Source organism: Luteibacter sp. 3190, assembly GCF_031456385.1.
Taxonomy (GTDB): Bacteria; Pseudomonadota; Gammaproteobacteria; order Xanthomonadales; family Rhodanobacteraceae; genus Luteibacter.
Genome location: NZ_JAVDUO010000002.1, coordinates 179,621 through 197,121, shown reverse-complemented (window position 1 = coordinate 197,121; position 17,501 = coordinate 179,621). Strand labels below are relative to the sequence as shown.

Below are 17,501 nucleotides of genomic sequence, written 5' to 3'. Positions count from 1 at the left end.
AGGGGAGCACCGGTGAGCGGCCGCTTTTGATGCCCGGATTCTATGGACTTTAGCCTGCCCACGCGGCCGTGCGTCCTCTCACGGATCGGCCCTGCCGGCCGCAGTTCTATCCTATCCGCCTCCAAGTCAGCGCCGCCAGACGCGGAATCGGCAACGTTCGGGCGTCTACGTGGGCCAGGTTAGCGCGAGACCGGCTGATGCGGGTCGTCGCTCCAATGGATGCCGTGGCGGTGTCGAAAGCTTGGAACGAATACGTTCCACGGACCGTCCTCCAGTGTCTTCATTACGTCGACGCGAGTGGCGGGCGTCCATGAGCATGGAAAAATGTTAGGGGAGCATGGGTCGGGAGTGGAATTCGGATCGCGCCAGATAGCGTAAATCTGGTCTGCGAGTTGCTGATTGTAGGCTCTGACCGAGCCTTCTTCCCTAGCGGTGAGTCTCGCATAGGCAAGCCAGAGACCTAGGGTGACAATAGCTCCGGCACTGATGAGTGACTTCCCAAGGCTACGCACCGAATTCCAGTCGCAGGATGCCATCATAAGCAGGGCGACTAACTGCAAGTTGTAAAACATCGTGTATCTGGGCTGCAGAAGGTAATCAAACCCGTACATGGGTACGCGGATCAACAGCACCCCAGCTATCGATCCATAAGCGATCAGCATCACGCCTGCTGCGGTAAATGCTGAAGCGCGCGCCCGGTAACGGAAGGCCGACATCCAAAACCACACAGAGAGAAGCAACATCGGGAGCGCGATGGCGAAAAGGATCGGCCAGACAACTCCAGTTGCCGACGTAGACAGTCGCGAGGTGGAGGCGACAGCCCCAGCCAGCGGTACAACCAGCGCTTTCCACGCATCTGGCCACGCATGTAGAAAATATGTGATCGGACCTGCATCTGGCTGTGGGATTGCCACCTTCTCCACTGGAAACAAAACAGCGTATCCGAGCTTGTAGACGATGGTTGGAAATATCAACGCTGCTGCAGCCAACAAGCGATTGCGATAGTTACGATTGCCCGTCGGCACGGTTGCCAGCGGCAGCAATATCAAAAGAGCAACGACGGCGATAATGGCGACTGTGTCCATAAGGGCACAGGCGATAAACGTTGCGATGGCGAGCCGAAGGAAGCGCAGTCCTCGAAGGCAATGGTACGCGTACGTAACGAGTAGAGTTGCGCCGAGGATGTCCGCGAAGGCCAATGTTACGAGTGACCAGTCGAAGACGCTGCGTGCGCTCAGCGAAAAAACGCTGGCGAATAGCGCGACCCGGAACAGCGCCGACCCTGTACTACCCGGGCTACGTACCTCAATCTCCTTCGTTACCAGGTGGCTACAGAATCCAGCGAACGCAGCCGCGAAAAGACAACCGATCGCGCCCTCTACGCCAAAATCCATGCGAAAGAGTGTCATATGGAGCCACAACACCGCTCGCTGAATGGGCTGAGAGTGGTCATAGCCCAGGGGGCGTTTCCCGAAGAAGTCCTCGGCAGTCAGCGTCCCGGCGTTGTAGTGACTCACGAATCCTCTTACGAAGTCCCATGAATCTGCCGCCACCACAGAAATGCCGGCGCGGTAAGCGTATCGACCGACAAACAGGACCATAGCCATGGCTATGATCCACGACCCGACCTTGGCAACGTCCACATGGCGCGTTCCCAAGACGTTCTTTTGAAACTGCCACGCCATCACGCTGCTCGCTCTTGGCTCATCACTCGCTCGATCGCGTCAGTTATCCGCTGTTGAGCAGATTCGATTCCGAGCCAGAGTGGCAAGCGGACCAACGTATCGCTCACTTTGATGGTAACCGGCAGATCTCCGTGTGCACGGCCATAAAGCCTCCCGGCAGGAGACGAATGCAGAGGTAAGTAGTGGAACACAGCCTGGATGCCACTCTCGCGAAGCCCTGATATGAGATGCGTTCTCGCGTCGAGACTTTCGGTGAGAAGGTAGTACATGTGTGCGTTGTGCGTGCACGCGTCTGGAATAACTGGACGCCGAATCGCGAGGCTGCTCGATGTCGCCCAATTGTCATAGTTACTCCACACGCCCATTCGACCGGCAGTGATCGCTGCGCCTGCGTCGAGCTGAGCGAGGAGGAACGCTGCCGTGATCTCACCAGGCAAGAATGACGAGCCGACATCGACCCACGTGTATTTGTCAACCTGGCCACGAAAAAAGCGGCTACGGTTAGTTCCTTTCTCTCGGATGATTTCTGCACGCTCGGCAAGACGCTCGTCGTTTACAAGAAGTGCGCCGCCCTCTCCCGAGATAATGTTCTTGGTTTCGTGAAAACTCAGCGCTGCGAGGTGGCCGATGCTGCCAAGCGCGCGGCCCTTGTATGCCGAGAAGATGCCTTGTGCTGCATCTTCGATGACGTAGAGCCCGTAGCGCCCGGCGAGATCCATGATCGAATCCATTTCACAGCTCACTCCGGCATAGTGAACTACACAGATGGCCTTCGTCTTCTCGGTGATCGCGTTTTCGATGAGGGTCTCATCAATATTCAATGTATCTTCGCGGATATCAACGAACACAGGGATCGCGCCCCGGAGGACGAACGCATTCGCCGTAGAAACGAATGTGTACGACGGCATGATCACCTCGTCGCCCGGCGCAAGGTCCAGCAAAATTGCTGCCATCTCTAGCGCGGCGGTGCACGAATGGGTCAGTAGCGCTTTTTTCGTGCCAACCAACGCCTCGAGCCGGGCGTGACACTCGTGGGTAAACGGGCCGTCGCCAGAAAGGTGTCCATTTGAATGGGCCCTAGCGATGTTGTCTAACTCTTTTCCCGTCATGTATGGCTTGTTGAAGGGGATTTTTTCCATGTCATCAGGTCCGGGTAAAGAAGATAAGGCCGACAATGATCAGTGCGAGACCGATGATTTTCGAGGATGTGAGCGCTTCCCCGAATAAAGGGATAGCGGTTAGACCAACCACCACAAAATTCAGGGCCATGAATGGATATGCGCGACTCAGCTCCATCTTGCTTATGGCGGCCATCCACGCGAGTGATGCACCAAACGCGGCGGCGAATGCGCTAATCACCCACGGATTCAATAAAAGGCGCACATAGAACATCAAGCCGATCGGCGCGCCAGGAACTGGTGCGTGAATCCCCACCTGCCACTTCAGCATCAGTTGGCCGTAGACGGTCAGGAGAATCGTAAGTCCAATAAATACGTAGGCCATCATCGCGAGGAAGCAGTGTTGATAGGGGGCGTAGGAAAGCCGGTCTCGTCGACGGTACTCTTGGCCACGATATACACTGGTCGCCCTTTGGCGCTCTCGTATACCCGCCCAAGATAGAGCCCGAGTACCCCGAGGCAGAACAGGATGATACCGCCCAGTAGCCACACCGAGAGAATCAAGCTCGTATAACCCGAGACCATAACTTCTCCGGCTAGATAACGAGCAAATACTACTGAGCCGTAAACGAGTGCGCCGACCGCGAAAACAAAACCGAGATAAGCTGAGAGTCGTAGGGGCTTGTCTGAGTACGATAGGGTGATATCCACCGCGAGCTTCAGGAGCTTCCTCAAGCTGTAGCTACTCTTTCCCTCCGCTCGGGCATCATGCTGCACTTCAATTAGTGTTTGTTTGAATCCTGCCCATTTAACCTGAATGGGGAATGCGCGATTTGGCTCAGGCATACGCCGGAGAACGTCAATTACTTGTTTGCTGAAAATGCCGAAATTGGCCGTCCGCGCGTCGTGATGGGCATCGCTGAGGTAGTTCAAGATGCCATAGAAGGTCCGGGATCCAGCCCTCTTTAGCGCGGAGTCCTGTCTTTCAGCCCTGGCCCCAAAAACTACATCGTAACCCTTCATCGCCTCAGCATAGAGACGAGGAATTTCCTCTGGCCTATCTTGTAGATCACAATCCATCACGATGATCCAGTCACCGCGTGCCGCGTCCAGGCCGGCGGTGATTGCGTAGTGCTGGCCAAAGTTTCGGGACAGGAGAAACCCTCGCACGCGCGAATCCTGTGCAGCGAGTTGTTGGATCACCGGCCAAGAGTCGTCCGGACTTGCGTCGCAGACAAGTACGATTTCGTAGTCGGGTGTAATTTCCGTCACACTTGCAACGATGCGCGAGTGAAGGTCGATGAGGCAATTCGCACAGCAGTAAACCGGTGAAACGACTGAGAGTTTAGGACTTCTGGCAGGCATGGTTATTCCATCGCCGACTTCGCGGCTGTGCTATTAGGCTCGGCCATGTGAGAGCATGGCATTGATATGCCAGGTGTCGAATGCATGCGACAGGCGCATTCCTTCACGGCTCCAGACTCGTTGGACCGCGTAGTTGCCGACCTGGGTCGATACGCTTATTGCCCGCATACCCATTTTGGCGAAGTTTGCTTGCGCGATCCGGACCAAATCGCCGTATATGCCCTTTCCTGCATGTTCACGGAGTACTCCGTTAAGCACGATTTCTGCTGTTCCTGCTTCCCTGTCAAAGCTGCAACAGATAAAGCCGATGATGCTGTCTTCATGCGTCGCAACCCAGGTTCGGGTCGCGCCTCCGGGGCGCAGGTGATTTGCTGCCCATTCCTCGTAGCCAGCCAAGATCAGGCTCGGTGGGAATAGGGGATTCGCGTGATAGTGGTTTTGATAATCTGAAAAGACCCTAGCGGTCACGTCGCGTAACTCGGGGGCGTCATTCTCGTTGCCTTCCCTGTAGAGCTGGGGGTTCCGTGTCACTGGCGGGATAGCGGTTCCACCAAGATCTCGCGAGTAGTAAACGAGTGTATCGGCGTGAATAAGGAGGCCACGCGGTCCCTGAAATTGGCTCATCGCCCGAATATCTTCAGCAGGCGTTCTGAATATGGCGACATCAGGCTGCGAAAGGCTGATTTCTTGCCAGAGCCCAGAGAGCTGACTGCCACGCACGTGTCCTCTCCAGATCTCGAGTCCGAAGCGCGCGGAATCCAATGGCGATCGCATCAGCAATGGTTGCAATTTAGCCGTCATGTGCGTTCGTTGTGCCCCTGGGTAAAAGCGACACCCGTCCGGGGTGCCGCTACAAAATCAACCGAGTGCCGATTCCAGCTCCGGCAGGATCTTGAACAGATCCCCCACCAGGCCGATGTCCGCGATCTCGAAGATCGGCGCTTCGCCGTCCTTGTTGATCGCGACGATCGTGCCGGCGTCCTTGATGCCCGTCAGGTGCTGGATAGCGCCCGAGATGCCGATGGCGATGTAGAGCTCCGGCGCGATGATCTTGCCGGTCTGTCCCACCTGCATCTCGTTCGGCACATAGCCAGCGTCCACGGCGGCGCGCGAGGCGCCCACGGCCGCGCCGATCTTGTCGGCGAACTTGTAGATGACGTCGAAGTTCTCCTTCGAGCCCACGCCGCGGCCGCCGGAGACGACCTTGGGCGCGCCCTGGAGGTCTGGACGATCGCTCTTGCCCTGCTGCAGGCCGATGAAGCGGGTGTGCGAGGGCAGGGTGGCATCGACGGAGAGGGCTTCGACCGGCGCCGAGCCGTTCGAGGCGGCGGCGGCCCAGGAGGCGGTACGGATGGTCGCGACGACGACCGAAGCCGAATCGACCTCCACCGTGACGATCGCGTTGCCCGCGTAGATCGGGCGCTTGAAGCTGTGCGGGCCTTCCACGGTCATCACGTCGCTGACCTGCGACACGCCCAGCAGGGCGGCCACGCGGGGCGCGAGGTCCTTGCCGAAGGTGGTCGAGGGAGCGAATACGTGGGTGTAGCCAGCCGCGGCCTTCGCGACCTGCGGGGCCAGCACCGCGGCCAGCGCTTGGGCGTTCTCGGCGCGGGCGACGGTGAGCACCTTGCTGACGCCGTCGATCTTCGCGGCGTCGGCGGCGACGGCGTCCGGCGCGTCGGACAGGACGATGACGTCGATGGCTTCGGGTTTCACGGCGGCTGCCGCGCTCACGGCGCGGGCCGTGGAGCCATTGAGCTTGCCGTCGAGGTGTTCGGCGATAACGAGGATCTTGGACATGTCGGGTCTCCGGTCGGCTGCCTTACAGCAGGCCCTTCTGCTTGAGGGCCGCGACGAGCTCGGCGGCGTCCTTCACCATCACGCCCTTGCTGCGCTTCGGCGGGGCGGCGTAGTGGGTGGTCTTGATGTGGTCGGCGGCGTCGACGCCCAGCGCGCCCAGTTCGATCACGTCGATCGGCTTGGACTTGGCCTTCATGATGTCCGGCAGCTTGATGAAGCGCGGCTCGTTGAGGCGCAGGTCGGTCGTGATCACGGCCGGCAGGTCGGCCTCGATGGTTTCCAGGCCGGCGTCCACCTCGCGGGTGACCGTGGCCTTGCCATCGGCGATCTCGACCTTGCTGGCGAAGGTCGCCTGCGGGCGGTCCCACAGGGCGGCCAGCATCTGGCCGGTCTGGTTGGCATCGTCGTCGATGGCCTGCTTGCCCAGGATCACGAGACCCGGCTGTTCCTTCTCGACCAGCTTGAGGAACGTGCGCGCGGCGGTCAGCGGCGACACGGCATCGCCGGTCTGGACGTGGATCGCCCGGTTGGCGCCCATGGCCAGGCCGTTGCGCAGGTGGGCGGTCAGGTCGGCCGGGCCGATGCCCACCACCACGACTTCCTCGGCCACGCCCTTCTCGCGCAGGCGCAGGGCCTCCTCGAGGGCGATGTCGTCGAAGGGGTTGGCGGACAGTTTCACGCCGTCCGTGACGACGCCGCTGCCGTCGGGCTTCACCTGGATGCGGACGTTGTAGTCCACGACGCGCTTGTAGCCGACCAGAATCTTCATTCGGGGGTTCCTGTGCGGGAAGGGCTCCCGCGTGTCGCGCGGGGGCCTCGGAGTAGACTCGGTATTCTAGCGAATCTGCGGCATGTCGTTTGACGCATCGCGGGAGAGGGCGAGATTGCCAGCTTCAGCGTGACGGGGCGGGCCCGGTGCAATATCTGGGATAATCGGCGGATTTCTAGAAGGACCGACCATCGCCATGGCCCAACCCTCTCTCGAGCTTCCAGGCGGTGCGTCGGTCAGCACCGTCGTCTGCACGTTCAATGGCGCAGCTTGGGTCGGCGAGCAGCTTCAGACGCTGCTTACCCAGAGTCGCCTCCCGACCGAGATCGTTATCGGGGACGACGGCTCGACGGATGGAACCTGGGACCTGATCGAGGCTTTCGCGGTGCAGAGTCGAGTGCGGGGTATCGAGATGAAGGTCTTCCGGAACTCAGACAGCCTCGGCTATGTCGAGAATCTCGCACGTACGCTTGCTCATGCCACAGGCGACGTCGTCTTCCTCTGCGACCAGTACGATGCTTGGCATCCAGACAAGATCGCGACGATGATGGTCCGTTTCGAGGCGGACTCTAGCCTCACGTTCATACATTCTGATGCGCGCCTCGTCGATGCCGAAGGCAGAGATACCGGACATGGGCTATTCGAGGCGGTCGCACTCGGACCTTACGAGCGCGAAAGCGTCCGCTCCGGCGACGCCTTCATCACCTACCTCCGCCGCAATCTCGCGACAGGCGCGGCATCGGCGTTCCGCCGGTCGCTACTGGACATCGCGCTGCCGCTGCCGCCCGACTGGGTGCACGACGCCTGGCTTGCCACGCTGGCCGCCGCGGTGGGCAAGGTGGACATCATCGACGATGCGCTCGTCGACTACCGGCAGCATGGCGGCAACCAGATCGGCATGGCCCGGCGCACTCCGAAGCAGCGCGTCACCGACATGTTCCGGCCGCGCAACGAGACGATCCGCTCGGACGCCGCCCGCCTCGACGCCCTCGCCGAGCGCCTCGAAGGCCGCTGCGCGGACGATGCCTGCATCGAGGCGACGCGCTCCATGCGCGAACACCTGCGTGCTCGCTTGGCCATTGGCGCACAGCCTGCCTGGCGCCGCGTCCGAGGCGTGCTGCGCGAGTGGAGCAGCGGACGTTACGGCCTCTTCGGCACCGGTGCGCGCTCCGCGGTGCGCGATCTGCTGAGGATCGGCTGATGACCGGCACCTCGCGGCACGTGGCGATCCTGCTCGCCACCTACAACGGTGCGCGCCACCTGCCGGAACAGATCGAATCGATCGTCTCGCAGACCCATGGCGACTGGACGATCCACGTGTCCGACGATGGTTCCTCGGATCAGACCCTGGCGATCCTGCTCGACTATCGCGAACGACTCGGTGCCGAGCGTCTCGTGCTCTGGGACGGGCCGCGTGCCGGCTACTCGCGCAACTTCATGTCGATGCTCCATCGCGAGGGTATCGACGGCGACTACATCGCCTTCAGCGACCAGGACGACATCTGGGATCCACGGAAGCTGGAGATCGCGCTGGCCGCCGTGGCAGAGCTGCCTGCGGAGGAGCCGTCGCTTTACTGCGGACGCTCGCGTCTCGTGGACGACGAGGGCGTGGCCTTCGGCATGTCGCCGCTATTCGCGCGGCGTCCCTCGTTCGCCAATGCGCTCGTGCAGAGTCTCGCCGGCGGAAACACGATGCTGCTCAACCGGCGCGCGCGCGAGCTCATGTGCCGTGCGCGCGCGGACGCACGTGTCGTATCGCACGACTGGTGGGCTTACCTCGTCGTCTCCGGTGCCGGCGGCCATGTCGTCTACGACCGCGAACCGACGATCGGCTACCGTCAGCATGCCGAGAACGTCATCGGCTCCAACGCAGGCATCGGTGCGCGCATGCGCCGCATGGCCGACATGGTCGGCGGTCGCCACCGCGAATGGAACGACGCGAACATCGCCTTGCTCGTCGGCATGACGGACGACCTCAGCGCCGACAACCGGCACCGGTTCGAGCGGTTCGTGCGCGGGCGTAACCGTTGGCTCCTGCCGCGAATCGTGGCCTTCGCCCGCGCCGGTCTCTACCGGCAGACCACGATCGGCAACGCGGGACTCGTGCTCGCCGCGTTGCTCGGTCGTCTCTGACGCTCACAGACCCTGGTAATTCGGCCCCGAGCCACCCTCGGGCGTCACCCAGGTGATGATCTGGTACGGGTCCTTGATGTCGCAGGTCTTGCAGTGCACGCAGTTGGCGGCGTTGATCTGCAGGCGACGGCCCGACTCGTCCTGCACCATCTCGTAGACGCCGGCGGGACAGAAGCGCTCGCACGGATTGCCGTATTCGGTGGTGCAGCGCTCGACGCAGATGCTGGTGTCCGCGACCTTCAGGTGCACCGGCTGGTCTTCGTCGTGCTCCGTCGCCGCGAAATAGACGCTGGCGAGGCGGTCGCGCGGGGCGAGGGTGCGCTCGACATAATCCTTCTTCGGCGCTTCGTACTGCCCGAGCTTGCCGAGCGCCGACCAGTCGGCGTGGTTCTTCAGCGTCCACGGCGAGCGGCCGCCCGTGACGGTTTCCCACGCGGCGTTGATCAGTCCGCGCCAGAGGCCCTTGTTGAAGCCGGGACGGATGTTGCGCACCTTGTGCAGTTCCGCCATGACGGCCGAACCGCGCAGCTTCGCATCCCAGCCCGCGGGAGAGAGCTGCGTGGCCACGAGGTGTTCGGCGGCGAGCATGCCCGAGGCGATCGCCTGGTGCGTGCCCTTGATCTTCGGCACGTTGACGAGGCCGGCGGAATCGCCGATGAGGATCGCGCCGGGCATCTCCACCTTCGGCAACGACTGCGCGCCGCCTTCGACGATGGCGCGGGCACCCGCGGAAACGATGCTGCCGCCTTCGAGCAGGCCCTTCACGTTCGGGTGGTGCTTGAACTGCTGGAAGGCTTCGAACGGCGAAAAGTTCGGGTCCGGGTAATCGAGGCCGACCACGAAGCCGACGGCGACGCGGTCGTTGTCGAGGTGATACAGGAAGCTGCCGCCATACGTGTCGTTCGCCAGCGGCCAGCCGAGCGTGTGCACCACCTTGCCCGCTTCGCCTTTGCCCGGCGCGAGCTGCCAGAGCTCCTTGATGCCGATGCCGTAGGTCTGCGGATCGCTGTTGGCGTCGAGGTCGTATTTCTTGATGAGCGTCTTGCTGATGTGACCGCGGCAGCCTTCGGCGAGCACGGTCACCCTCGCGCGGATGTCGATGCCTTCCGTGTAACCCGGCTTGTGCGTGCCGTCGCGGGCGATGCCCATGTCGCCGATGCGCACGCCGTTCACGGCGCCGCTGTCGTCGAACAGCGCTTCGGCCGCGGCGTAGCCGGGGAACACGTCGACGCCCAGTGCTTCGGCCTGCGGCGCCAGCCAGGCGCACAGCGCACCGAGGCTGACGATCACGTTGCCGTGGTTGTGCATCTGCGGCGGCGTCACCGGGCTCCTTGTGGCGGACGCGTGGTCGCGGAAGAACCAGAATTCGTCCTTCGTCACCGGCACGCAGACCGGCGGCGGCGCCTTGCGCCAGTCGGGCAGCAGGCGGTCCAGCGGCGCGGTCTCGATCACCGCGCCGGAAAGGATCTGCGCGCCGATGGTCGAGGCCTTCTCGATCACGCAGACCGTGGTCTCGGGATTGAGCTGTTTCGTACGGATCGCGAACGCGAGTCCCGCGGGGCCGGCCCCCACGACGACGAGGTCGTATTCCATGGTTTCGCGTTCGCTCATGGCTGGCTCACTCAACGGCTGGCTGCGGGGGTCGACCCGGCATTGTCCGTTTTCGCCGCGGCGGCGGCAAATCACATCGAAAGCGGAAGGGCTTGCACGATCTTCACAAAGCGCGTTCATAATCGTCCCAAGCGCAAGGAGACTTCATGAATACGATGCCGCCGGTCGCCGATGTCGACATGCGACGGGCCACGCTTCTGCAGATACTGCATTGGCTGGCCATTGGACGGACCCAGCCCCAGGCCCTGTCCGACGTCTACCAGGACGCCATCGAGCGCCTGAATCCGAAACTCAACGCCTTCGTGGATTACAGCGTGTCGCTGATCCAGGAGCAGTCGCTCGCCGCCGATCGCCGGCGACGCGATGGCGTCATCGGCCGGCTGGACGGCCTGCCGATCGCGATCAAGGACAACTTCGACGTCGCCGGCGTGCCGACGCGCGCGGGCATGCGGCGGCGCAGCGTGGTGCCCGAGGAAGACGCGCACGCCATCGCGCGCCTCCGTGCGTCGGGTGCGGTGCTGCTGGGCAAGACGAACATGGACGAGGGCGCGTTGGGCCTCACGACCAACAACCCCTTCCATGGCGCGACGCACAATCCGCATCGGCTGGGTTACACCGCCGGCGGATCGTCGGGCGGTGCGGCCGCTGCCGTGGCGGCTGGTCTGGCCGTCGCCGCCATCGGCTCCGATACCCTCGGATCGATCCGCGTGCCGGCGAGCTACTGCGGCGTCTACGCCCTGAAGCCGACGCACGGGGAGATTTCCGCGCGCGGGCTCGTGCCGGCGGCGCGTCGCCTCGATGCCGTGGGCCTGCTGGCGCGCGGCGTGGACGACCTCACCGTGCTGCTGCAGACGCTGGCGGGCTATGACGCCGACGATGCGCGTTCGCGCCGTCGCCGCGTGGCGTTCTCGCCGCCGGACTGGGAGCCGGGCAATCTGCGGGCGGGTTTCCTGCCCGATCTCGCGGCGGTCGGTGTGGAGCAGGACGTCATCGACGTATTCAACGAGGCGCTCTCGAAGCTCGGTGGCGAGCTCGGCGAACGGCGCACCGTCGACTTCTCCGACTGGGATTTCGCGCGCACGCGTCGCGCGGGCCTGCTGATCATGGAAGCCGAGATGCTCAACACCTTCGCGACGGAGCTCGCGGACGAGGCGTATCCCGTCTCGCCTGGCTTCCGCGAGATGGTGAATTTCGCGGCGCGGAAATCCGCGGCGGATTACGTCGCGGCGGACCTCGTCATCGACGCGGCCACGCTCAAGATGCGCCGCCTCTTCGCGCAGGTCGACGTGCTGGTCATGCCGACGACACCGCAGGGTGCGTTCCCGCTCGATGGGCCGGTGCCTTCCTCGCAGGCCGACCTGTGCAGCTTCGCCAGCCTGGCCGGCTGTCCCGCCGTCAGCATCCCGATGGGCACGCTGCCCAACGGCATGCCCATCGGGATGCAGCTCGTCGGCGCGCGGGGTTCCGACCTGCGCCTGCTCGAGCTCGCGGCCGTCTGCGCGTCGTCGCTCGACGCGGAGCCCGCCTATCCGGTCGAGCCCGCCTGACCGCGAAGTGGTCCCGGATCGACCTTCCCGGCGCGGACGTCACGTTCGCGCCCGCCTGGCTGGATGCCGACGAAGCGGACCGGTTGCTCGACCACCTCCGGCAGGCGTTGCCTTGGGAGGTGCATCGCATCCGCATGTTCGGGCGCATCGTGGACTCGCCGCGCCTCAGCGCCTGGATCGGTGACGACGACGCGGCATACCGCTATTCCGGCACGCGTTTCGTGCCGCATCCCTGGACGGCGGAACTGCGGGCGTTGCGTGATCGCGTGGCGGAAGCCTGCGACGCGCCGTTCAACAGCGTGCTGGCGAACCTCTACCGGGACGGCGCGGACCGCATGGGATGGCATAGCGACGACGAACCCGAACTCGGTGCACGGCCGGTGATCGCATCGCTGAGCCTCGGCGCGGAGCGCACCTTCCGGTTCCGCCCGAAAGGAGGTGGCGAATCCGTCGCGATCGAGCTGCCGCACGGCAGCCTGCTGACGATGGCCGGCGACACGCAGCGTCTGTACAAGCACGAACTGCCGGCGCGGAAGCGGGTGACCGGTCCGCGCATCAACCTTACCTTCCGGAACATCGAGCCGCCCCGCGACATCCGATCGCCGATACGATCGGCTCCCACCCGCTGCTAGCAGGCCACCTACCGAAGGGGTGGGAGCCGATCGTATCGGCGATTTCAGGGTTGCCGCTGCGCCGGTGCCGACTGCAGCGTCCAGCCGACCACGTCGCCCGATAGCTTGTTCATCGCGCGGCCGAAGGCCTCGACGACCTGCGGCACTTCCTTCCCGTCGACGGGCTCACGCACCTCAAAGCGGCGGCTCGCGACGATCTGGTGCCTGCGCGTGCCGGCGAGCGTGGCGTCGTAACGCACGACCACTTCCGGCTTGCCGCCGGCGTATTGGGTCTGGAACGCGGCAAGGCTGCCGCCCAGTTCGTAGTCGGCGGCGAGGTTCGCCTCGTCGGTACTGATGGCGGCGACGCGACCGCTGTCGCGGAACGCGTCGGCGAGGCGGTCGCGGAACAGGCTCGGCACGCCGTCGGCCCAGCGCGCGCCGGCATAGACGGTGATCGTGTTGGCGTCGGGCATCACGGCGATGCGCGAATTGTCGAGCACGCGCGGCACGCCGGGGGCCACGATGCGCAGGGCCCAGTCCACCTGCGCGGGCGCCATCGGGCGACCACCGGGCGCGGCGGGCAATGTATAGATGTGCGGGCTTTCGGCCTTGGGCAGGATCGAGCACGCCGACAGCAGCGCGATGACGAGCGGGGCGACGTGGCGGGCGCGCATCATGGGGTGAACTCCTTGGTCTTCTCTCGGCCGAACAGGTAGCCGCTGGGGTTCTCGTCCAGGCGGCGGGTGATGGATCGTAGCGATCCCAGGGTGTCGCGCAGTTCGCGCAGCGCGGGGCCGAGGTCGCCCAGGCTCGCGGCGCCGCCGTTGATCGCATCGCTGTTGTCGTTGAGCAGGCGGTCGATCGACGCCATCGAATGTTCCAGCGAGGCCATCGCGCGCTGCGCGCTCTCGAGCGTCGCCTTGCCCTGACCCTCGACCAGTCCATTGGCGTTGTGCACGAGAGCGCGACTTTCGGCCAGTGTCTCGTTCGCCTGCCGGGTAGCCGTCGACAGCTCCTTGATCAGCGAACGGATGTCCTCGCGCTCGTCGGCGATGACGCTGGTGGTCTTCTCCAGGTGGTCCAGCGTGCGTCCGATGCGCTGCACGTTCTCCTTCGAGAGCAGCTCGCTCGCGCGCGCGGCGGCCTGGTTGATGTTGGTGATCAGGTCCTCGCCGTTGGCGAGGATGCGGGCGAACGGCGACGGATCCGCGACGATGGTCGGCACCTCGCCGTCATGCCCGACGAGTATCGGGCTGCCGGGGGAGCCGCCCGACAGCTGGATGATCGCGACACCCGTCACGCCGGTGAGTGCCAGCTTGGCGTGCGTGTCCTTGCGCAGTGGCGTATCGCCTTCGACGCGGATGCGCGCGAGCACGCGGCGCGGGTCTTCCGGATCGAGCTTCAGCTGCATGACGTCGCCGAGGCGGATGCCGTTGTACTGCACGGCGCCGCCACGGGACAGGCCTGTCACGGCCTCGTTGAACACGACGTCGTAGTAGTTCCATTCCTGGTCCGAATGCGCCTTGGCGAGCCAGACGCCGAAGCCGAGGCCGAACAGCACGACCAGGACGGTGAACAGGCCGATCAGGATGTGGTGGGCACGGGTTTCCATGGGTCTACTCCCTGCCCGGATGGGCGGCGCGAGTGGCCGCGCGGCCGCGCGGTCCGTTGAAATAGGCCTGTACCCAGGCGTCGTCCGTCTGCGCGACCTCGTCGATCGGCGCGGCGGCGAGCACGCGGCGCTGCGACAGCACGGCGACGCGGTCACAGGTGGAGTAGAGCGTGTCGAGGTCGTGGGTCACCAGGAACACGGTGAGACCCAGCGCGTTGCGCAGCGTCACCAGCAGGCTGTCGAACGCGGCCGCGCTGATCGGGTCGAGGCCCGCGGTGGGCTCGTCGAGGAAGAGGATTTCCGGATCGAGCGCCAGCGCGCGCGCGAGTGCCGCGCGCTTGATCATGCCGCCCGACAGCTGCGACTGATACTTGCGCCCCGCGTCGACGGGCAACCCGGCCAGCGCGAGCTTGACGCCCGCCAGGCGGGTGGCGTCCACGCGCGGCAGGTGCGCGTGTTCGACGAGGGGCAGGGCGATGTTCTCGGCCACGGTGAGCGAGGAAAACAACGCGCCACTCTGGAACAGGACGCCGAAGCGGCGCTCCACCTGCGAGCGACGTTCGGCGGGAAGGGCGAGCAGGTCCTCGCCGAACACGCGGACCTCGCCGGCCTCCGGGCGCACCAGCCCGATGATCGTGCGCAGCAGCACCGACTTGCCGGTGCCCGAACCGCCCACGATGCCGATGATCTCGCCGCGGTAGACGTCGAGGTCGAGGTTCTCGTGCACGGTCTGCGTGCCGAAGCGATTGGTGAGACCGCGCACCTCGATGACCGTTTCGCGAGAGGGCGTGGGGGCGACCTGTGCGTTCACCAGTCCATCTCCATATAGAAGAGTGCGGCGAGGGCGTCGAGCAGGATCACGACGAAGATCGACTGCACCACGGCGGAGGTGGTGTGCTCGCCGACCGACTGCGCGCTTCCCGACACCTTGAAGCCCTCCATGCAGCCGATCACCGCGATCATGAAGGCGAAGACGGGTGCCTTCGCGATGCCGACGAGGAAGTGCGTGATCCCGATGTCCGCCTGGAACATGTTGAGGAACATCGCCGGGGAGATCTTCAGCGCCACGAAGCAGACGACGCCACCGCCGACGATGCCGGCGACCATCGCGATGAAGGTCAGCAGCGGCAGGCCGATCAGAAGGGCCAGCACGCGCGGCAGCACCAGCAGTTCGATGGGATCGAGGCCGAGGGTGCGGATCGCGTCGATCTCCTCGCGGGCCTTCATCGATCCGATCTGGGCGGTGAAGGCGCTGGCGGTGCGTCCCGCGAGCAGGATCGCCGTGAGCAGCACGCCGAATTCGCGGAGGAAGGCGATGCCGACGAGATCGACGGTGAAGAGGCTCGCGCCGTAGCTCGCCAGCGCGGTCGAGCCCAGGAAGGCCACCACGCAGCCGACCATGAAGGAAAGCAACGCGAGGATCGGCACGGCGTCGAGGCTGGTCTGCTCGATGTGCGACACGAGCGAGGTGACGCGCCAGCGGGCGGGCCGCCATACGGTGGCGCCGAATCCCTGCAGGGTGATGCCGATGAAGCCGAGCAGCTTGAGGGTCTGCTTCCAGAAGCCCGACATCGCCTTGCCGATGCGTTCCAGCATCACCACGAAGCCGGCGTCGCGCGGCCGCTTGATCCCCTTGCAATAGGTGTCGATGGCGTCGCCGACCGTCTTGAGCAGGGCGCGACGTGCCGGCGGCAGCGTCTCGTCCTGCGCGAGGGCCTGCGTCCGGGCGCTGCCAAGCAGCTCGGCCACCACGAACGCCCCGGAGGTATCCATGGCACCGAGGCCGGCCGTATCGACGGCCGTCGCCGCGTCGACCGAACCCGCCAGTTCGGTGGCGCGCTGCTGGAGACGCTCGTAGTGGGGCAGCGTCCAGTCGCCGGCTAGCACGAGGCGCGCTCCGCCCGGGTCGCGGGTGAGCGTGGCGGTACCGGGCGCGGATGGGGTCGTCATGCCGGAAGGCTAGCAGGACTCATGGGCGAAATCGTGGTCCGGATTGGCGCCGCGGCGGCCCCGTGGCGTTTCCTTCCGCGGCCGTTGCTGCGCCTGCGCTTGGACGCCGGGCCGCGCGGGGTCGATAATGCCGGGCTGATCCCACCGCCATCCCCCTCAAGGTAAGACGATGACCGACAAGACCGAACTCAACGCCACCCACCGCGAGCTGGGCGCCCGCATGGTCGACTTCGGCGGCTGGGACATGCCCATCGCCTACGGTTCGCAGATCGAGGAGCACCACGCCGTCCGCAAGGACGCCGGCATGTTCGACGTCTCGCACATGACCGTCGTCGACCTCACCGGCGAGCGCACGCGCGACTTCCTCCGCAAGCTCGTCGCCAACAACGTCGACAAGCTGGCGAAGCCGGGCAAGGCCCTATACACCTGCATGCTCAACGAGACGGGCGGCGTGGTCGACGATCTCATCGTCTACTTCCTGCGCGAGGACTTCTTCCGCCTCGTGGTGAATGCCGCGACCCGCGTGAACGATCTGGCCTGGATCGAAAAGCATGCGGGCGAGTTCGGCGTCACGGTCCGCGAGCGTCCGGAGTTCGGCATGATCGCCGTGCAGGGCCCGAACGCGCGCCAGAAGCTGATCGACCTGCTCCCGGAGGAGGTTCGCGAGAAGGCGACCAAGCTCGGCAAGTTCGCCGCGATCGAGGTGGAAGGACCGAACGGCATGCCGCTGTTCCTCGCCCGCACCGGCTACACCGGCGAAGACGGCTTCGAGGTCGTCGTGCCCAACACGCGCGTCGTGGAACTGTGGAAGCTGCTGCACGACGCCGGCGTCACCCCGGCGGGGCTTGGTGCCCGCGACACCTTGCGCCTGGAAGCGGGCATGAATCTCTACGGCCAGGACATGGACGAATCGGTCACGCCGTGGGAAGCCGCGCTCGCATGGACGATCTCCCTCGACGAGGGACGCGACTTCATCGGCCGCGCCGCGCTGGAGAAGCAGAAGGCCGATGGCGTGCCGCGCACCATGATCGGACTGGTGATGGACGAAAAGGGTGTGCTGCGCCACGGCCAGAAGGTGCTGACGTCGGCGGGCGAGGGTGAGATCCTCTCCGGCGGTTTCGCGCCGACGCTCGGCAAGTCCGTCGCGTTCGCGCGCGTCCCGGTGGGCGACCTCGGCGACGTCCGCGTGGACATCCGTGGCAAGGAAGTGCCGGTGCGCGTGGTCAAGTTCCCGTTCGTGCGCGATGGTCAGCCGATGGCGGGTATCGCGGGCTGATCTCGACACACTATATATATG

Annotated in this window: 17 protein-coding genes; 5 read left to right on the top strand and 12 right to left on the bottom strand. The window is 64.6% G+C overall.

All coding sequences use genetic code 11. The features are described from left to right. Positions 1-179: 179 nt before the first annotated feature. The 7 genes from J2X58_RS10815 to J2X58_RS10785 are packed head-to-tail and all read right to left on the bottom strand — an operon-like array spanning position 180 to position 6,737. Positions 180-1,685 carry a hypothetical protein gene (locus J2X58_RS10815; RefSeq protein ID WP_310048153.1) on the bottom strand — a complete coding sequence of 502 codons (1,506 nt, stop codon included), beginning with the start codon at positions 1,683-1,685 and terminating at the stop codon, positions 180-182. Further along, entirely contained in the window at positions 1,685-2,824 is a 1,140-nt protein-coding gene (rffA, locus tag J2X58_RS10810) for a dTDP-4-amino-4,6-dideoxygalactose transaminase (protein ID WP_310048152.1), read from the bottom strand. Before rffA ends, J2X58_RS10815 begins: the two co-directional genes overlap by 1 nt. Before the next feature lie 4 nt (positions 2,825-2,828). Then, positions 2,829-3,134 carry an EamA family transporter gene (locus tag J2X58_RS10805; RefSeq protein ID WP_310048150.1) on the bottom strand — a complete coding sequence of 102 codons (306 nt, stop codon included), beginning with the start codon at positions 3,132-3,134 and terminating at the stop codon, positions 2,829-2,831. A gap of 53 nt (positions 3,135-3,187) precedes the next feature. After that, entirely contained in the window at positions 3,188-4,168 is a 981-nt protein-coding gene (locus J2X58_RS10800; RefSeq protein WP_310048149.1) for a glycosyltransferase family 2 protein, read from the bottom strand. Between the two features lie 33 nt (positions 4,169-4,201). Then, a complete protein-coding gene (locus J2X58_RS10795) occupies positions 4,202-4,969 on the bottom strand; it encodes a GNAT family N-acetyltransferase (RefSeq protein WP_310048146.1) in 768 nt (255 codons plus the stop codon). 57 nt (positions 4,970-5,026) lie between these two features. Further along, a complete protein-coding gene (locus J2X58_RS10790; protein WP_310048144.1) occupies positions 5,027-5,968 on the bottom strand; it encodes an electron transfer flavoprotein subunit alpha/FixB family protein in 942 nt (313 codons plus the stop codon). Between the two features lie 22 nt (positions 5,969-5,990). Next, positions 5,991-6,737 (bottom strand): electron transfer flavoprotein subunit beta/FixA family protein, encoded by a 747-nt coding sequence (locus tag J2X58_RS10785; RefSeq protein ID WP_310048142.1) that lies wholly within the window; start codon positions 6,735-6,737, stop codon positions 5,991-5,993. Positions 6,738-6,933: 196 nt separating this feature from the next. On the opposite strand from J2X58_RS10785, the gene J2X58_RS10780 reads away from it, so the two are divergent. Further along, on the top strand, positions 6,934-7,938 hold the full coding sequence (locus J2X58_RS10780; protein ID WP_310048139.1) for a glycosyltransferase family 2 protein: 1,005 nt from the start codon (positions 6,934-6,936) through the stop codon (positions 7,936-7,938). After that, on the top strand, positions 7,938-8,870 hold the full coding sequence (locus J2X58_RS10775) for a glycosyltransferase family 2 protein (protein ID WP_310048137.1): 933 nt from the start codon (positions 7,938-7,940) through the stop codon (positions 8,868-8,870). Before J2X58_RS10780 ends, J2X58_RS10775 begins: the two co-directional genes overlap by 1 nt. A gap of 3 nt (positions 8,871-8,873) precedes the next feature. Here J2X58_RS10775 and J2X58_RS10770 read toward each other — a convergent pair whose 3' ends face one another. Further along, on the bottom strand, positions 8,874-10,481 hold the full coding sequence (locus J2X58_RS10770) for an electron transfer flavoprotein-ubiquinone oxidoreductase (RefSeq protein ID WP_310048135.1): 1,608 nt from the start codon (positions 10,479-10,481) through the stop codon (positions 8,874-8,876). 146 nt (positions 10,482-10,627) lie between these two features. Between J2X58_RS10770 and J2X58_RS10765 the strand changes: the two genes are divergently transcribed. Both J2X58_RS10765 and J2X58_RS10760 read left to right on the top strand, forming a co-directional pair. Next, positions 10,628-12,028 carry an amidase gene (locus J2X58_RS10765; RefSeq protein WP_310048134.1) on the top strand — a complete coding sequence of 467 codons (1,401 nt, stop codon included), beginning with the start codon at positions 10,628-10,630 and terminating at the stop codon, positions 12,026-12,028. A gap of 17 nt (positions 12,029-12,045) precedes the next feature. Further along, positions 12,046-12,660, top strand: a complete 615-nt coding sequence (locus tag J2X58_RS10760; protein ID WP_310048666.1) for an alpha-ketoglutarate-dependent dioxygenase AlkB — start codon at positions 12,046-12,048, stop codon at positions 12,658-12,660. Positions 12,661-12,704: 44 nt separating this feature from the next. On the opposite strand, the gene J2X58_RS10755 is transcribed toward J2X58_RS10760, so the two are convergent. Genes J2X58_RS10755 through J2X58_RS10740 form a run of 4 tightly spaced genes read right to left on the bottom strand, consistent with a single transcriptional unit; the run spans position 12,705 to position 16,204 of the window. Next, positions 12,705-13,319 carry an ABC-type transport auxiliary lipoprotein family protein gene (locus J2X58_RS10755; protein WP_310048133.1) on the bottom strand — a complete coding sequence of 205 codons (615 nt, stop codon included), beginning with the start codon at positions 13,317-13,319 and terminating at the stop codon, positions 12,705-12,707. Next, positions 13,316-14,254: an MlaD family protein gene (locus J2X58_RS10750; RefSeq protein ID WP_090180185.1), complete on the bottom strand. Its 939-nt coding sequence runs from the start codon at positions 14,252-14,254 to the stop codon at positions 13,316-13,318. Before J2X58_RS10750 ends, J2X58_RS10755 begins: the two co-directional genes overlap by 4 nt. A 4-nt stretch (positions 14,255-14,258) precedes the next feature. Next, positions 14,259-15,068, bottom strand: a complete 810-nt coding sequence (locus J2X58_RS10745) for an ATP-binding cassette domain-containing protein (RefSeq protein ID WP_310048665.1) — start codon at positions 15,066-15,068, stop codon at positions 14,259-14,261. Next, on the bottom strand, positions 15,062-16,204 hold the full coding sequence (locus J2X58_RS10740; RefSeq protein ID WP_090056889.1) for an ABC transporter permease: 1,143 nt from the start codon (positions 16,202-16,204) through the stop codon (positions 15,062-15,064). The genes J2X58_RS10745 and J2X58_RS10740 overlap by 7 nt, the downstream gene beginning before the upstream one ends. A 169-nt stretch (positions 16,205-16,373) precedes the next feature. Here J2X58_RS10740 and gcvT point away from each other — a divergent pair, with 169 nt between their 5' ends. After that, complete coding sequence (gene gcvT, locus J2X58_RS10735; protein WP_310048131.1) at positions 16,374-17,480, top strand: glycine cleavage system aminomethyltransferase GcvT; 1,107 nt, start codon at positions 16,374-16,376, stop codon at positions 17,478-17,480. Positions 17,481-17,501 lie beyond the last annotated feature (21 nt).

Excerpts from the sequence above, each read along its gene's own strand:
- J2X58_RS10815 (WP_310048153.1), bottom strand. The coding sequence starts at position 1,685 with ATGGCGTGGCAGTTTCAAAAGAACGTCTTGGGAACGCGCCATGTGGAC.
- rffA (WP_310048152.1), bottom strand. The coding sequence starts at position 2,824 with ATGGAAAAAATCCCCTTCAACAAGCCATACATGACGGGAAAAGAGTTA.
- J2X58_RS10805 (WP_310048150.1), bottom strand. The coding sequence starts at position 3,134 with ATGCTGAAGTGGCAGGTGGGGATTCACGCACCAGTTCCTGGCGCGCCG.
- J2X58_RS10800 (WP_310048149.1), bottom strand. The coding sequence starts at position 4,168 with ATGCCTGCCAGAAGTCCTAAACTCTCAGTCGTTTCACCGGTTTACTGC.
- J2X58_RS10795 (WP_310048146.1), bottom strand. The coding sequence starts at position 4,969 with ATGACGGCTAAATTGCAACCATTGCTGATGCGATCGCCATTGGATTCC.
- J2X58_RS10790 (WP_310048144.1), bottom strand. The coding sequence starts at position 5,968 with ATGTCCAAGATCCTCGTTATCGCCGAACACCTCGACGGCAAGCTCAAT.
- J2X58_RS10785 (WP_310048142.1), bottom strand. The coding sequence starts at position 6,737 with ATGAAGATTCTGGTCGGCTACAAGCGCGTCGTGGACTACAACGTCCGC.
- J2X58_RS10780 (WP_310048139.1), top strand. The coding sequence starts at position 6,934 with ATGGCCCAACCCTCTCTCGAGCTTCCAGGCGGTGCGTCGGTCAGCACC.
- J2X58_RS10775 (WP_310048137.1), top strand. The coding sequence starts at position 7,938 with ATGACCGGCACCTCGCGGCACGTGGCGATCCTGCTCGCCACCTACAAC.
- J2X58_RS10770 (WP_310048135.1), bottom strand. The coding sequence starts at position 10,481 with ATGAGCGAACGCGAAACCATGGAATACGACCTCGTCGTCGTGGGGGCC.
- J2X58_RS10765 (WP_310048134.1), top strand. The coding sequence starts at position 10,628 with ATGAATACGATGCCGCCGGTCGCCGATGTCGACATGCGACGGGCCACG.
- J2X58_RS10755 (WP_310048133.1), bottom strand. The coding sequence starts at position 13,319 with ATGATGCGCGCCCGCCACGTCGCCCCGCTCGTCATCGCGCTGCTGTCG.
- J2X58_RS10750 (WP_090180185.1), bottom strand. The coding sequence starts at position 14,254 with ATGGAAACCCGTGCCCACCACATCCTGATCGGCCTGTTCACCGTCCTG.
- J2X58_RS10740 (WP_090056889.1), bottom strand. The coding sequence starts at position 16,204 with ATGACGACCCCATCCGCGCCCGGTACCGCCACGCTCACCCGCGACCCG.
- gcvT (WP_310048131.1), top strand. The coding sequence starts at position 16,374 with ATGACCGACAAGACCGAACTCAACGCCACCCACCGCGAGCTGGGCGCC.